Genomic DNA, 15537 nt, shown 5'->3' on the forward strand with positions numbered 1-15537 from the left:
GTTAGCTATCAATGGTGCGCAAACGATATCCCTGGCCACGTAAGGTTTCGATAAAGTTATGTTCACCCTCAGGGTCAAGTTTCTTACGCAGGCGCCTGACAAATACTTCAATCACATTTGAGTCTAAGTCAAAGTCTTGGTCATATAAGTGTTCGGTCAAGCTCGTTTTAGAGACCACTTTGCCTTGCTGTAGCATCAGGTAAGCAATCAGTCGGTATTCATAACTACTCAGTGACACCTCTTGATCGTTAACCAATACTTGGTGGCTCGCTGTATTGATACTCAGCGCGCCGCTTGTTAATACTGGGCTTGCTTGCCCTGCACTGCGGCGAATAAGTGCGTTCAGTCGAGCGTGTAATTCTTCATACTGAAATGGTTTGGTAAGGTAATCATCAGCGCCAGCGTCAAGACCTTGCACCTTATCTTGCCAGCGATCGCGCGCTGTTAGGACAATGATCGGGAACTTAATATCAAGCTGCCTAAGCTCAGTGATCAATGAAATACCATCTCTTTTTGGTAAACCAATATCAATCACCGCAGCATCGTATGGGTGCTCACTGCCAAGGTATAAGCCTTCTTCGCCATCAAATGCCGAGTCAATACTAAACCCTTGCTTAGCCAGTGAAGATTTTAAATTTTCATGTAGCTGTTGATCGTCTTCAACAAGTAATAAACGCACAGACAACTCCTCTATTACTGTGAGTAATTAAGCAAAATCCATTAGCCTTTGATTTTGCCACTACCATCAACAAAAACACTGACAATACGGCCGTCTTTTTTGATCAACTTAACGCGATAGCCATTACCGGACGGCTGCACTTTAAGTACTTTACCGCCAAAGCGCGACTGCACCTTTTTTGCCGCTTGCTGAGCCGTAACCCCTTTCGAGCGACTTTGCCCGCCTTGCTGCTTATCAAAATAAGGCTGAGCAGTCGCCGTAGGCGTAGTCGCCAACAGCAAACAGCATGAAATGAATATTAACGCCAACCTTGTCATAACAACCTTATTTTATTGCTTTATTTTACAGAGCTTATCTAATCACTTTAGTGTAAAAGAATGCAATCGCAGATGAAATGTTTTTGCCAATTTTGCCTTAGATTAGGAGAAATAAACTGAACATTTGCTGAACTCAAAGTTCAGTTTTTATTCAGTTGTACATTGCTTTAATAAGCCTCAATTGCAACAGGAGGCACAAAATGAATACTGAAATCACAACTCAACATTCTGCCAACAAAGCACGCCTATTGGCGATGAAAAAACAGCATAAAGGTAAGCGCGGTGCAATAAAGCAGCTACTACGCAAGCGTCAAGCTAATCGCCAAGAAGTTCACTGGTTTAAATTTGTTGCTTGTATTTGGTGTTTGCTATTTATTGCACTGACTGCCGAAGCCAACGAGCAAACGCAGCATACATTTACAAGTGAAGAGGCAGTAACTGAAGGGGCAACAACGACGATTGCCAATCAACTGCTAGCAGCAAAGCAGCCAAGTGAGTTTCAGCAAATTAAGGTCATTGCTGATTACACTCGCGAGCTGCAAAGTATTGATAATGATAGTAACAGCAATATCAACGGCGTTAATCAATTACCTTCAGCAGCAAATCAAAAGCTTAGTGAAGCGCCATTGCTGCCAGTTAGCACCAGAATTTCTCGTGCCGAGCATCAAGCAGCCAAAGCACTAAGCCAATTACCGACCAGTAAGCAGAAAATCGAAATAAAGGCGGCACGTAGTTTTCGTCAAGAATTTAGTATATTTGACGCTGTTACGCGCTTGTTTGATGACATTGACGCTGACGGATTCTTTCGCACCTTTAGCGTGACTTTCGATGCTGATGTATATACCTACAATGGTGTTAATGAGGCATTGGTATACGCTGATATCTATCTTCGCCAAAGCGGCAGAGACTGGGAATACTTCTACTCGACCGATAACTTTATGATCTTTGGTGAATCAACTGACGACCAATACGAAGTATTAAGCACGTTAGCCAGTGGCTACCAAACAGATCACTATGATGTGCTCATTGACCTTTACCAAGTGGGTTACAGCAACATTGTTGCCACCTATAGCAGTGATGACAGCAGCAGTTTATACGCTTTACCGCTTGAAAGTGAAAACTACGATGTTTATTACGAAGAAGAAATTCATGTCCATGGCGGTAGCTTTGCATGGTTTGGCCTAGCCATCATTGCGGCAATGCTGTGGCGAGGCCGTTCACAGTCTTAATGAAAGTTGAAATACTTGCGCGGGCGAATACCAAGTTAGTTTGAAAATTTAGGCCGGAATATTATATATTCAGTGTAGTTGTAGACTCGATTGAAAATTAGATTGTAAAGTGGGCTGCTAAGTGAGTGTCGCTAGACAAATCGTAGGCATTAGGCACTTACTTGTATGAGCATAATCACAAACACAATTACCCTAGGATTATTTGAATACCAATAAGGATAGCTAGCATGTCTGCCTCGGCAATTGCGTTAACCGCATATATCACTGCGCTTGGCGAAAGCATACAAGACGTTAATGATCAGCGCTTATCACTCACAGAAACATCGCTGACAATTGAATACCAAGACACTTATATTCCGTTTAGTCATAGTCAATGGCGAGTGCTTAATCACACGGTATGCTTTGATAACGATCGTAACTCACCTGAATATTCTGACTGTACCGTTAAAGCGAAGTCATTATTCAATCAAATATGTTCGGCGCTATCCAATCGCACAAGCCCGTACTGGCATCATCAAAATTATAAGGAAATGTATTGTCAGGCCGCGGTTAACTTCCAACCTATGGTAGCCACCATCTCTTATGGCGACAGCACTCAATTATCGCCACAAGAAAAGAAGTGTAATCAACTGATTTTAAAAGCACTTGTTAACCAAGACGCTAAATCAATTCAAGAAAAAAATGCTGCTTGTGACGCTGTTCACAGCAAATCTCAACCGTCAGTTGCTAATAAGCCTGAGTAACATACTCAGGCGCTAAATTAGCGCTCAGCTAACTATTCTTAAGTAACCTTTATTAACTCACTAGGCTAAGCCCTGGTAACGTAATTTCAAAACGAGCGCCAACTGGAGAGTTTTGTAATTGAATGCGACCGTTAAGCACGTTGCCCATTAAGCTGCCAACCGTTGTCAAACCCAAGCCAATTTTGTTGCTATTGCGCTGCGTGGTATAGAAAGGTTCGAAAACTTTATCGCTATGTTGCTGATCAATACCACAGCCATCATCTTGATAGTTAATAACAATTTCATTGCCTTTACGAATCGCACTAATGTGAATATTGCCCTGCGCTTTGTCAATAAAGCCATGGGCTAATGAGTTTTCAATTAGCTGATAAAACACTTGCCACAAACACTCTTTTACACAAGTAATAGGCAATTCCTGCGAGTCAATAAACAATTGATGATCGCCTAATACGCTATGCAAACTTGCCTTAACTTCCGCAAAAAAAGTGCTCAATTCAAACGTTTGTTGAACATCACTGACTTGCTTGGCATCCAGCTGTTGGAATTGGCTTAGCAGCGAATCTGCTTTAATAAGATTTTTCTTATTAATTTCAGAAAGCTGATGCAGTTGTGTAAGGTGCTCTTCAAATGCGCGGCGAGACATAACACCGTTTTCTAGTGCATCAAACAACTTCTCAATTTTATCAACAATCGCACTAACCGTGGTCAAGCTATTGCCAATTGGCGTGCTAATTTCATGGGCAAAACCACACAATAACGCATTGGTGGTGAGCATTTTCTCTTCTTCAATTCGCTCAATTTGCTGTCGAGCTTGTCGCTCGATGCGATTGGCAAGCGCCTTATTTGTCGCCTCAAGCTCGCTGGTGCGTTCATCAACCGTCAAACTCAATTTCGTATTGGCATCCAATAATTGCTGACGATTGTAATCGTTCTCAAAAACAACCGCGGCAAGGTTGGCGCTTAGCTCAATAAACTGAATATCTTCATCAGTAGGCTTGCAAGGAGTGCTGTAATACATTGCAAAAGTGCCATATACACGACCATCTTGACCAATAATCGGCTCAGACCAACAAGATTGTAAACCAGCTTCTAACGCCAAGCCCTTGAATTGCACCCAGTATGGATGCGTATTGATGTCTTCAACAATGACGCGCTGTTCAATAAAAGCGGCAGTGCCACATGAACCTACGCCCATACCAATGGTTGTGCCATTTAACGCTTCGCAATAAAAATCAGGCAGAGAAGATGAAGCAACTGAGTGCAAAGTTTTCGCTTCGTTATCCAGCAATAGCACCGAACAGTACATATTGGGGTTATATACTTGTGCTTTGTGGCATAAGGTATTGAGCACAGAATCAAGCGAATCACCCGATGCTACCATGCGTAAAACTTCATTCCGCCCTTCTTCAAGCTCCATAGCTCGTTGCCAATAGGCAAGTTGTTCATTTAATGAGGCGGTATTGATTGGGCGTCGAATTTGGGTCATGGCTACAACTTAAGGTTACTACTTAACACATAGCAATTTGCTAGGCTCACATCCTAGCACTTTAGCGGATTTTAAATCTACCTTCACCAACAACACTATTTTATTTTGATATAAATCAAGCGATTAACTTATTATTAGGCTAATTTCTTGTAAGCGTATAAGCTGCAGTGTACGCAAATCACTTTTTATATATTTTTCAATCACTTGCTAATTCAATACCACCAATAGTGAACAGCAGCAGATATACAGATGGCAGCAATCAGTTACAGTGGCTAGCTTTTCTTCTGCTCAGGCTTTGTATTCTGCGACTTTGCTTGCTGTAAACATTGAGCTTGACGATTTTCGCGAGTAACCAGTAAAAAAGTAAGATACATTTTGGTGGGTAAACTAAATATTAAACCAAGTGCGATACATGCGGCACTCAGCACCATACCTGTAACTCCCATGGTCTGTGAAATATTGGTATAACTGATCAAGTAGTGGCCAAGTAACAACAGGCAAATACCAATAAGAATACAAATTTTAAGTACTTTTATGGTTTTTTCTTCGGACATAAGCTTCTCTCCACACGCCCTTCTCAATCACCATAACATAAGCCTGTTGAGTGACTTTGATTCATATCATCATATTGATCTTTTCCAAATTCGCGCCATATTACTCAATAACTTCGCTCAATATTTTCTAACTTTCTGCTTAAAGGATGCGCCATGTTAAATTTCAGCTATAGCAATAACACCTGTATTCATTTTGGTACACGGCAAATTGCTAAACTTGCTTCTGCCATTGATAAAAACCACAAAGTACTGCTGGCTTATGGCGGTGGTAGCATCAAAAGTAACGGCGTATATCAACAAGTTTGTGACGCCCTAGCAGAACATCAAGTTATTGAATTTTCAGGGATAGAGCCCAACCCAAGTTACGAAACAACAATGAAAGCTGTTGAGCTGGTCAAATCAGAGCAAGTTGACTTTATTCTTGCCGTCGGTGGCGGCTCGGTCATTGATGGCTGTAAATTCATTGCCGCAGCTGCCAAGTTTGACGGTGAACCTTGGGACATTCTCGCCAAAAATGCCAAAGTATCTGATGCTGTGCCGCTGGCTGTCGTACTCACTTTACCGGCAACGGGCTCTGAATCGAACAGCTTCGCGGTAGTCTCTAGGTTAGCGACGAAAGACAAATTCGCCTTTGGCTCACCACTGGTACAGCCCAAATTTGCAATTTTAGACCCAAGTGTGATGGCAAGCTTGCCAGAACGTCAAATCACCAATGGCATTGTTGATGCGTTTGTTCACGTTATGGAGCAATATCTGACGTATAGCGTTAATGCCAAAGTCCAAGACAGATTTGCCGAAGGTATTTTGCAAACACTGATTGAAGAAGGCCCTAAAATGTTCGCTGAACCCGATGCAGACACGCGTGCCAATGTGATGTGGAGCGCGACTATGGCGCTTAATGGCTTAATTGGTGCTGGCGTGCCACAAGACTGGTCAACCCATGGCATTGGCCATGAAATTACTGCGTTATACGGCCTAGATCACGCCCAAACATTAGCGATTATTTTACCAAGAATGATGTGGGAAATGCGCGAGGAAAAGCAAGCGAAACTACTACAATTTGCACGCAGGATTTGGCACATTGAAGAAGAAAACGCCGACGATGCAATTCGTCTTGCCATTGCTAAAACCGAGCAGTTTTTCCAACAAGTAAAAATGAAAACGCGATTAAGTGACTATCAACTTGAAAGTGACGTAGTTGACGCATTAGTGGCTCAACTAGAGCGCCATGGTCAAACCGCCATGGGCGAAACCAAAGCGGTTACCATAGAACGTAGCCGAAAAATTATTGAGCTAAGCCTATAATAATACGAAGTAGCTAATAAGCGCTTTGTTAAAGCATGGCTCTTAACAAAAGCGCTTTGGTAATCTTTTCTAGCTAAGTAAAAGTGGCTTTATCAAGCTGTATGCAATCACCCACATAATCACAGCAATTGTTAGGTTAATAGCTCGCTGTACATGCGCTTGAGCCAACCAGGGTGAAAGCTTAGCAGCACCAAGTGATAAGGCGTAAAACCACGCCAATGACGCTAGTATCGTGCCTAACCAAAAAATGTACTTATCATCGCCTTGGTATTGACCACTGATACTGCCAATAATCACCACAGTATCTAGGTAAACGTGTGGGTTTAATAAAGTGACTGCTAACGTTGTAAAAATCACCACCTTGCGTTTACTTGGTGCGGTACTTTTAGCCGCTTCAACTGCTTGCGCATTGATTGCGTCACGAAAAAACATTGCACCGTAAACACTAAGGAAGATAACGCCTGCCCAAGTAATAATTTGGTAGGCTAAATCGTTACTTGCAATCAAGGCTCCGCCACCAAACACGCCTAGCGACATCAATAAAAAGTCACAAACAATACAAACCGTTGCAGCAGTTAGGTGATGATTTTTCTTAATTGATTGGCTCAGCACATACGAGTTTTGTGCGCCAAGCGGCATAATTAGCCCCAACGTAATAACAAAGCCTTTGGCTAAGGTGGTAAACATATTTATTTCAAACCAAGAGTAATTGCGAGATGTGTGAACAATAAGCCTCGCCACATATTAAGTAAAATTAATAAATTTAATTTATCATTAACTTTATTAATGCCAATGTTAATATCGGTTTATATATATCACGCTTTCACGATTAGGCTGTCACTGCGATGAAATTACAATTTGACTATAAATTACTGGCCGCGCTTGACGCGGTAATTGCCGAGCAGAGTTTTGAAAAGGCGGCTGATAAGCTTGCCATTACGCAATCAGCAATCTCTCAGCGGATTAAACAGCTAGAGCAACAAGTTGCACAGCCCGTAATCATTCGAACCAGCCCGCCGGTAGCGACAAGTATTGGCGAAAAGCTGCTTAAGCACTACAAACAAGTTAGCTTGCTGGCACAAGAGCTAGTGCAAGAGATACTGCCAAATGATCAACAAGAAGCGCTCAGTATTTCGATTGCGATTAACGCCGATACCCTCGCTAGCTGGTTTATTCCAGCCATAACCCCGTTACTAAAACAAGAAGCTATTGTATTAGATTTACATATTGCGAACGAAGCGGACACCCAGTCATTACTAACAAAAGGCAAGGTTTTCGCCGCCATTAGTAACCAAGCGAAAAGTGTTGCAGGTTGTAAGGTTGAGCATTTAGGGCAACTAAACTATTTACTGTGCGCTAGCCCTGAATTTACCCAACGCTATTTTCAAGATGGGCTAACACAAAATGCCTTGTGCAAAGCGCCTGCTGTAACCTTTGATGCCAGCGACAATATGCACCACCAATATCTGAATGAACAATTTGGCATGAGTAAAGGGCAATATCCTTGCCACCGCGTCGGTTCTTCTGAAGCATTTGTGCACTTTACCTTGTCTGGCCTTGCTTATTCATTACTGCCAATCACGCAAGCAAAACCCTACTTAGCAAGTGGTGAATTAATCAGCCTTGCCCCCAAAAAGCAGCTAGTACAGCAACTTTACTGGCATAGCTGGGTGCTGGAGCGTGGCAGTTACAAGCGAGTCACAGAGCATGTGGTCGATTATGCCAAGCAGATACTCATTGCTAGCTCGCACTAGTTGGTGCGCCTGTTATCAAGATGAATCCAGAAAAGTAAATTTATGTAAAGGCTGAATAGCTTTTTCAACAATCGAGGTCTTTAAGTCAAATTTTTGAAATAGTGAAAAATATGACAACTCCCCTCAACAAACTAATTTATGTGTTGTTATTAGTTGCTTCTGGACTGATGGCAGTTAGTACCCTATTGATTGGCAGTGATGCCAGCATAACCCGCGTAACAGACTTTTTTGGCCTGTCAGGTGGCTTTATTTCAGCAAATGGCCACATCATGGCAGCATTGGGTTTTGCCCTTATCTCAGTGCTAGCTTTGCTTGTGCTTGTAAAACCAGAGCACAGAAAGCTGAGCCAACTAATGGGGCTTGCGTTAGTCGTTATTAGCCTAGTGCCATTAATCAGCTTGTTCAGTGAGCAGCGCTGGATTGCATCACTTGGTGGCTTCCCTGCAATTGGCTCTGGTCAGGGCATTATCAAATACTTTGCATTGCTCGCGCTAGGCGTTCACTTGCTTGCCGAAGATAAACTAAGTCTAACTCAACAACGCTTAGTACAAATTTTACCGGTTGTATTGGTATTGCTATGGATTGGCGGCATGAAATTTACTGAGCTAGAAGCGAAAGGAATTGAGCCACTGGTTGCCAGCTCGCCACTGATGAGCTGGATGTATCAAGTATGGTCGGTGCAAACCACCTCTAATATCATCGGTGTGTATGATTTGATTGCGCTGGTGGCATTATTACTGTCATTGCGAATTCACGCTTTATTTATTCCGGCTGTGTTGATGTCTGGTGCGGTAATGCTGGCTACGCAGAGCTTTTTATTCACTTGGCCTGACGCCAAATCAGCCGAAACCCTGCTATCATCAGGCGGTCAATTTCTGATCAAAGATTTATGGTATTTGGCGAACTTGGTGTTTTACTACCAGCTAACAAAATTAGAGCGCATCATTGAGTAAAAAGTGAAGTAGAAAGATGCAGTGAAATATTTTCTGCTTGTGTAAGAAATATCTTAAAAAGGCTTAGCAGTTATTTAAAAGTAAGTAATTTAAAACTTGCATGCTAAGCCTTTTGTTTTTCTATAAAAAAACCTGATCGAAAATTACGCATTCGAAAAATAATAGTTGATTTAATTAGGGCGTTTTGATCTTTCGAGATTGAATTTTGTTTAATCTAAACGCTTTCTGATCGCGGCGCTCGCTTTGTCGCATAGTCGTTCTCGACTTTGTCTCCTGAGTCGCTCTACCTCCTGCATCCATGCAGTCGTATGTAAAAATCGAGCAACAATGAGCAGGAAGCGTTTAGGTGAACCCCATCTATTAAAACAAAAGGGGCAGCGTCTGTTTGAATTTTCTACTGTGTTGGCACTTATTTATGGAGAATGACTACACTGCACAAGTGCCGCCTTGTATAAAACCCAAACAGACTGCTGCAAAAACAACCCTGAAAGATCAACACGCCCTAGCCAAACATATCTTTTAAGCTGTCTGCAAAGGCAACAAAACGTTCTTTTAGTGATTTTTTCAACTTGATATCAATACCACCAAAAATCACCAGTCCTTCAATCACTAGTGTTGGGCCATCATTGGAAACCATGGTATTGGATTTATTATCAATACCGCCAAAAATGCAAAACGCTTTAGTAACTACGTTTACACCTTCAGGAATATAAATATCGTCACCACTGAATAAGCTAAAAATTTTAACGTGAGTTTGTCGATAGCTAAATTGCGCTTGGCTAAAGTCAATATCGGAGCCAGAGAATATGCTTAACACGCGAATTTCTTTTGCGACTTTCCATGCGCCTGAGCGATCGCTGCCACCAAATATGCTCACTAAGGTATCGCGCTCCGCGGCTGGGTCGTTATCAAAGCTAAAGCCCAAATCTTGCTTTTTCGAATCGACGTACTCTTTATTAACGGCCAAGTCTAAATCGGCAGCTTGCTGAAAAATTTCCTCGTTATCATCACTTTCCATCGCAATATCCAAGCGGCGCTCAAATGCTTCATAGCTCAGCTCTCCATGGCTGTAATTCATTATCAATTTATCAATCACTTCATCACGAACGGTTTGCGTGGGTCTGTCTTGAATGGCAACAGGCATAATCATTCCTTTACTTATTTAAGCTGATTTTACGTTACAGCAATATTTGATAGCTTGAGAATTAAGCAACACTTAGACCAATAGCATTATTACTTAATTTTCAATTGGTTAACTAATAACAAAGGCTATGACTTATTGTATTCCCTGCGTTTTTTAGTCAATTTGACCACTTTATTCGTTTACTAGCATATTCTGAACAGACCACTTTCAAGCCTTCATTAAATCAATTAGGCCCTGTTTAAAACGAGGGAAAATGCTCTGACTATCAGCACCTTCTTGTTCTTCAATGCATATCACGCCAATACCGAGATCGTTTGCACTATACTCCCCTAAACTACCGGGAGTTGGGTAACCAATATCTGCTTGCAGTGGATAGTTAGAGCACCTAGCCAGCATGCTAGCTGCAGATTTCGCGCTTTCACCAGTATAAACAATTGATGGTTGCCAACTATGAAAATGCACAATTAACCTTGGCTTGGTTTGTTCAATTAGCGTTACGAGCGCACTAATTTCAGGCTCAGAAGCTGGCGCAGTACCTGGAAAGTAGCGTTCCTCTTCAAACGCTGAACTCCAACACGTTGAAGGGTAATTGCGATTTAAATCAACCCCTCGGCCATTAGTGCGTTCATTGCGCTGATAGCCATCAGGGTTCAAGCAAGGAATAAGCAGCCATGGCTGCGATATATTTTCCGATTCCAGCCACGCTAGCCATTCATTTGCGAGCACCACGCCTTCGGGCTCATCGCCATGTACGCCACCAATAAAAAGCACTGGTGATGCAGCTGACATTTGCTCGGGAGCAGCGCTGCCATAAAGCGAGATAGTTTGCCCAAGAGCAGAACTTGCCCAGTTGGTTTGCTGCCAAATATTCTTACTACTACCTACAATTAGCGGCTTTGAACCTTTAATCATGGAATGTTACTTATTGCAGCAGCGGATGATTATCCGGCAACTGATTCATTATCCATTTCACCAGACGCTTCTTGATATTAAGTAGGTTTTCATCTTGTGCTGGCAATGGAATAACTAACTTGTCATTGACCAAAAGCCGATAAATACACTCAATTTTGACATCGTGAGAGTCAGATGCGCTAAATTGCTGGTAGCCGCGCTTTTTCGCGTAAGTTTCGCCCACCGTTAGTGCTTTTTTTAATAGTTCTTTCTCGTGCTTAATTTTTTTCATTGTTATTCCTTAACTTCTTTATGCCCAGCGTGATGATGTACTAATGACCAATCACGAGGGGCTTGCTCAATACATTTCACACAAAACAGCGAAAATCCTAACTTGCTTGCTCGCCCTTGCTCTGTCGTTACCCATTCACGAACTGTCCACGGGGGTTGATGACGAACGTGTTGATTATGACCGCAGGCTAAACGCGCTACCCAGTGCTGTTCTTCGTCTTGATGATAACCAACAATCGGTTGTTGCATTGTGCCTTGTACCTAAAAAAATATACCTAAAAAATATGCCTAACAAATTGATTACAAAATCAGTTTATACAAACTATCAGTGAACAAACATTAGCAGGAGAATTAGCGATATGGAATGAAAAGGAGAAAAGTGTTGAGTTAGAGCTTACCAGCAAAAAACAAAACCGAATTTGGGTGTTAATTACCTTCAATTTTGATAAATAGCTCTAAATACCGCCTGAAAGACAGTTATTAGCGAGTAACAGACATTAGCCTAGACAATATTGAGAATTCTCTGCAAATCCCCCAAGAACACATCGCAACAGCAGTTAACACAATGAAATTGTTGAATAAAAATGGTAATTACCATGAAGTCTCTGTAACATTTCGGCAAAGATAAACAAGTACTTTTATTTCTTAGGTAAGAAATTGAATTAACTGAGGTTTATGGTTGCTTAATTAGATAATCGTAGTCGGTATTACTGAGATGTCTACAAACTAAACTATTATGCATATAAGGAGTAAAATGCGAGTTTTTGGAGAAATAAAAGGAGTAAACCCCGGCGATTTATTTGAAAATCGTATAGCTCTGAGAGAAGTAGGGATTCACCCTCCAAATCAAAAAGGTATTAGTGGTTCTTCATTCGTAGGTGCTGACTCTATAGTCCTTTCAGGGGGTTATGAAGATGATGAAGATTTCGGTGATGTAATTATTTATACAGGTGCTGGTAGTTAAAAAAACAATAAGCAGATTTCAGATCAAAAGCTAGAAGGTGTAAATTTAGCATTAGCTAAAAGCAAAATAGAAAACCTCCCCGTTAGGGTAACACGCGGATACAATCACAAACACGAATTAAGCCCAACTAAAGGTTATCGATATGCTGGTTTATACTATGTTGATAGTTATTGGTGCGAGACAGGAAAGTCAGGATATAAGGTTTGGAGGTATAGGTTAATTGCTCAAAAACCATTCATGGTTGAGTACGTGTTAAATGAGCCAACCGGGAAATATGACGCACCGGGTCGAAAACCTTCAATAGTTAATCGCATAGTGAGAAATTACCAAAAGGCTCAAAACGTAAAATCATGGTACGGGCACCAGTGTCAAGTATGTGGAATAGCAATTGAAACTAGTGCAGGTTTATATGCTGAAGCCGCACATATAAAACCTTTAGGTGAACCGCATAACGGGCCTGACATAGAAAGCAACCTTTTATGTCTATGTCCAAATCATCATGTAATGTTTGACAATGGTGGCTTCGCAATAAATGACAATCTAGAGCTTATTGGTATTGAAGGTAAGCTCCGAGTTGCCAAAAAACACCGAATTGATTTTGAATTCATAAAATACCATCGAGAGCATTATCTTAAAAATACATAATAAGGCAATCAAACGGAATTATAGAAGCTGGCTCGCAGCTTCGCGCTAAGTATAGCTGCCTTCTATAATCCGTTTATTTTTGTTGTTATCAAAGTTCACTTTTAGCACAAATCCAATGACCGGATTTGATTAGGTTTTAATCACCTATTCTAACTCCGACTTATTCAACTAAGCTGAGTTAGCAAGAGGTGTGCTCCCTGCCCATCAATGGGCAGTAAACTCCTGTAGAAGCACGGGTCGCTAGTAAATCGATATATAGTGAAAGTATTAGAAGCTATAGCTTACTTGCGCTGAAATATTGCGGCCAGCTTGGGTGTATTGGTTTAAGTTGGCATTTGCTGCTTGCCCCGCAATACTGCTGTAAGGCGTATACTCTTTGTCAAACACGTTAGTCACTGCCATATCTAACGTCCAGTTAGCTACTTGGTAGCGCGCAAATAAATCTACTAGTCCGTAACCCGCTGCCGTTGCTAAGTCGTTACCTTGGCTATCGGTCGGTAAGTCTGTCATGCGTTTAGCTAATCGCCATGCGGCTGTTAACTGCCAGTCAGTTAAATCGTAGTTCACACGAATATTACCGTTTAAGGGATTTACTGTGGTTAACGCTTGGTCGGTTTCTTTATTTTCACCGTCTGCATATGCCGCACTTATCGCGACTGACAAGCTGTCGTTAAACCAATATTCGCCTTCTAACTCAACCCCTTGAATTTCAGTTTCGCTAACATTTTGGTATTGAAATAAGCTTTTGTTTACACCTGGAATAAAGGTTGGCTCAGTGCCAATGAGCTTAGTTTCAATAAAGTTGTCGAACTGACTGTAGAACGCAATGGCATTAAAGCGCCAGTCATCATTGCCAGCACGTAAGCCAAGTTCAAATGAGTCGCTCTCTTCGGCGTCGAGATCATTATTCGGTAAAATTTGGTAGAAAGGCTCTACCCCATGGCTTTGATACGCTTGATCATGTGGCGGAATTTTAAAGCCAGCAACGTATTGCGCATAAACAGAGACATGCTCATTTAACTGATAGATTGCCGCCAGCTTAGGTGAAAGCGCGGTTTCACTATAATCATCCAACTCTGCGGTGTTAAAGAATTCGTTACTTTTCGCTTCTAAGTTGTAGTAATCAAAACGAGCACCTGCCACCAAAGACAAGCCTGAATCATTAAATTTAATCGTGTCTTGTAAAAATACCCCAGCTAACGTGGTATCAGCACCAGGAAAGGCTTTTTGCGGCTGATTGCTAAACTCTGTGCTACCATCTGCGCCAACACGAGTTTTAAAGCGCGGTCTTAGCGTGTCGTATTGATCATAATCTAGGCCGTAAACCAGTTGGTGACTAACATTTTCTTGTGCAATTTGTTTGGCGAATACGTTGCGTAAACCAACAATGTCTTGCTCAAAATCGTAAGCATTGTAGTCTAGCGACGCACTGCCTCGCACCGCTCTAACTTGCTCACTTTCTTGTTCATAACGGCTGAAATACGCCTGACTTTGCCAGCTATCGTACCAAGCTGTTTTGGCTGTTGAATGAAAATCAACACTTACCGCCCAGCTGGTATCATCATTTTCGGTACTATTGGTAGCACTAACAATTTGTTCAACCTCTTGCTGATAATAATCCAAGGTAAATTTAATACTGTGATCGTTATCTAGCTGCTTAAAGGTTTTTAGCAATAACGAGCGGCCATCACTGTCGTAACCGGGTAATTCCTCATCAAAGTTTTGTACTTCACTGCCGCTTTGAATACCAACTACAGCGCTTGTCGCCCAGTCACCTAGGTAAGTAGCGCCAGTTAAGTTAAATTCAGTTTGCTCATTTTCACCTTGATAACCCGCACTTAACACTAAGTGTTGTTTTTCACTGCCAAGGTAATCTAGTGGGTCTTTAGTGCTGATCACCACAATACCGCCCAAGCCATCAGAGCCATACAATGATGAGGCCGCGCCTTTAGCGACTTCAACTTGTTTAATGCTGTAGCTGTCAAAATAGCCACGTCCGACAATTAACGAGCCGCCACCTGCATAGGCATCGTTGGTGCGACGACCATCTTTAATGTACACCAAGCGATTACCGCCAACACCACGCACGGTAATACCTTGTGCCTGCGCGCCATTACCTTCAACACTAATACTTGGATCGTAACGGAACATAGTATTTAGGTTAGTGATTAATTGGCGTTCAATATCCTCTTCGGTGACAACGGTGACACTGCCGGCAACATCGCCCAAGTTTTGTTCGATACGAGCGCCAGAAACGATAATATGTTCGACGATGGCATCATCCTCTTCTGCGAATGCAGTAGGTGCTAAAACGCTGGTTGCACCCGCAAGCGCAAGTGCCAAAGGAGATAGTGAAAAAAGTGACTTATGTTTATGTTGTTTCATGATAATTCGTTAATTTATTGTTGTTATCGCGGTGAGTGTTTACAGTTTTGTCATTAACTTTGCTCATCAGCCGACAGGGCACTAACGACGCGAGCCAATTAAAAATTTTTATCAAAAACACTAGGGCGAATTTATTGCTATCTAGCTTCCCGCTGACGGCATTTGCTTGAATGGCTCGTTTCTCTAGAGGTTGCTCT

16 protein-coding genes and 1 pseudogene are annotated in these 15537 nt (G+C 41.9%); 7 read left to right on the plus strand and 10 right to left on the minus strand.

The window, feature by feature from the left end; translation table 11 throughout:
- Position 1: 1 nt before the first annotated feature.
- Together DXX94_RS04655 and DXX94_RS04660 are read right to left on the minus strand one after the other, a co-directional pair.
- The gene (locus DXX94_RS04655) at positions 2-679 is read right to left on the minus strand and encodes a response regulator transcription factor (protein WP_115999721.1); all 678 of its coding nucleotides are present in this window, start codon (positions 677-679) and stop codon (positions 2-4) included.
- Between the two features lie 41 nt (positions 680-720).
- Positions 721-954, minus strand: coding sequence for a PepSY domain-containing protein (locus DXX94_RS04660; RefSeq protein ID WP_181901479.1), 234 nt, complete (start codon positions 952-954; stop codon positions 721-723).
- Positions 955-1196: 242 nt separating this feature from the next.
- Here DXX94_RS04660 and DXX94_RS04665 point away from each other — a divergent pair, with 242 nt between their 5' ends.
- On the plus strand, positions 1197-2225 hold the full coding sequence (locus DXX94_RS04665) for a choice-of-anchor H family protein (RefSeq protein ID WP_116014168.1): 1029 nt from the start codon (positions 1197-1199) through the stop codon (positions 2223-2225).
- Between the two features lie 227 nt (positions 2226-2452).
- Complete coding sequence (locus tag DXX94_RS04670; protein ID WP_116014169.1) at positions 2453-2968, plus strand: hypothetical protein; 516 nt, start codon at positions 2453-2455, stop codon at positions 2966-2968.
- 52 nt (positions 2969-3020) lie between these two features.
- On the opposite strand, the gene DXX94_RS04675 is transcribed toward DXX94_RS04670, so the two are convergent.
- Both DXX94_RS04675 and DXX94_RS04680 read right to left on the minus strand, forming a co-directional pair.
- Positions 3021-4454: a GAF domain-containing sensor histidine kinase gene (locus DXX94_RS04675; RefSeq protein ID WP_116014171.1), complete on the minus strand. Its 1434-nt coding sequence runs from the start codon at positions 4452-4454 to the stop codon at positions 3021-3023.
- A 272-nt stretch (positions 4455-4726) separates the two neighbouring features.
- Positions 4727-5008 carry a hypothetical protein gene (locus DXX94_RS04680; RefSeq protein ID WP_116014172.1) on the minus strand — a complete coding sequence of 94 codons (282 nt, stop codon included), beginning with the start codon at positions 5006-5008 and terminating at the stop codon, positions 4727-4729.
- A gap of 153 nt (positions 5009-5161) precedes the next feature.
- Between DXX94_RS04680 and DXX94_RS04685 the strand changes: the two genes are divergently transcribed.
- Positions 5162-6313, plus strand: coding sequence for an iron-containing alcohol dehydrogenase (locus DXX94_RS04685; protein WP_116014174.1), 1152 nt, complete (start codon positions 5162-5164; stop codon positions 6311-6313).
- Positions 6314-6382: 69 nt separating this feature from the next.
- On the opposite strand, the gene DXX94_RS04690 is transcribed toward DXX94_RS04685, so the two are convergent.
- Positions 6383-7000, minus strand: a complete 618-nt coding sequence (locus DXX94_RS04690; protein ID WP_116014175.1) for a LysE/ArgO family amino acid transporter — start codon at positions 6998-7000, stop codon at positions 6383-6385.
- Positions 7001-7158: 158 nt separating this feature from the next.
- Here DXX94_RS04690 and DXX94_RS04695 point away from each other — a divergent pair, with 158 nt between their 5' ends.
- Together DXX94_RS04695 and DXX94_RS04700 are read left to right on the plus strand one after the other, a co-directional pair.
- A complete protein-coding gene (locus tag DXX94_RS04695) occupies positions 7159-8067 on the plus strand; it encodes a LysR family transcriptional regulator ArgP (RefSeq protein WP_116014177.1) in 909 nt (302 codons plus the stop codon).
- Positions 8068-8177: 110 nt separating this feature from the next.
- Positions 8178-9020, plus strand: coding sequence for a DUF417 family protein (locus DXX94_RS04700; RefSeq protein ID WP_116014178.1), 843 nt, complete (start codon positions 8178-8180; stop codon positions 9018-9020).
- 502 nt (positions 9021-9522) lie between these two features.
- Here DXX94_RS04700 and DXX94_RS04705 read toward each other — a convergent pair.
- The 4 genes from DXX94_RS04705 to DXX94_RS04720 form a co-directional block, all read right to left on the minus strand.
- The gene (locus DXX94_RS04705) at positions 9523-10164 is read right to left on the minus strand and encodes a LiaF domain-containing protein (RefSeq protein WP_116014180.1); all 642 of its coding nucleotides are present in this window, start codon (positions 10162-10164) and stop codon (positions 9523-9525) included.
- Between the two features lie 207 nt (positions 10165-10371).
- Positions 10372-11076, minus strand: a complete 705-nt coding sequence (locus DXX94_RS04710) for a M14 family zinc carboxypeptidase (RefSeq protein ID WP_116014181.1) — start codon at positions 11074-11076, stop codon at positions 10372-10374.
- A gap of 10 nt (positions 11077-11086) precedes the next feature.
- Positions 11087-11347 carry a DUF5062 family protein gene (locus tag DXX94_RS04715; RefSeq protein WP_115999711.1) on the minus strand — a complete coding sequence of 87 codons (261 nt, stop codon included), beginning with the start codon at positions 11345-11347 and terminating at the stop codon, positions 11087-11089.
- A gap of 2 nt (positions 11348-11349) precedes the next feature.
- Positions 11350-11595, minus strand: a complete 246-nt coding sequence (locus DXX94_RS04720) for a DUF3565 domain-containing protein (protein ID WP_116014183.1) — start codon at positions 11593-11595, stop codon at positions 11350-11352.
- Between the two features lie 505 nt (positions 11596-12100).
- Here DXX94_RS04720 and DXX94_RS19475 point away from each other — a divergent pair.
- Positions 12101-12517 (plus strand): annotated as a pseudogene (locus DXX94_RS19475) (YDG/SRA domain-containing protein); the annotation flags it as partial.
- Positions 12518-12559: 42 nt separating this feature from the next.
- On the plus strand, positions 12560-12955 hold the full coding sequence (locus DXX94_RS19400; RefSeq protein WP_220348040.1) for an HNH endonuclease: 396 nt from the start codon (positions 12560-12562) through the stop codon (positions 12953-12955).
- Positions 12956-13222: 267 nt separating this feature from the next.
- Here DXX94_RS19400 and DXX94_RS04730 read toward each other — a convergent pair whose 3' ends face one another.
- A complete protein-coding gene (locus tag DXX94_RS04730) occupies positions 13223-15340 on the minus strand; it encodes a TonB-dependent hemoglobin/transferrin/lactoferrin family receptor (RefSeq protein ID WP_116014185.1) in 2118 nt (705 codons plus the stop codon).
- Positions 15341-15537: the final 197 nt, after the last annotated feature.

The organism is Thalassotalea euphylliae, from assembly GCF_003390375.1.
Lineage (GTDB): Bacteria > Pseudomonadota > Gammaproteobacteria > Enterobacterales > Alteromonadaceae > Thalassotalea_F > Thalassotalea_F euphylliae_A.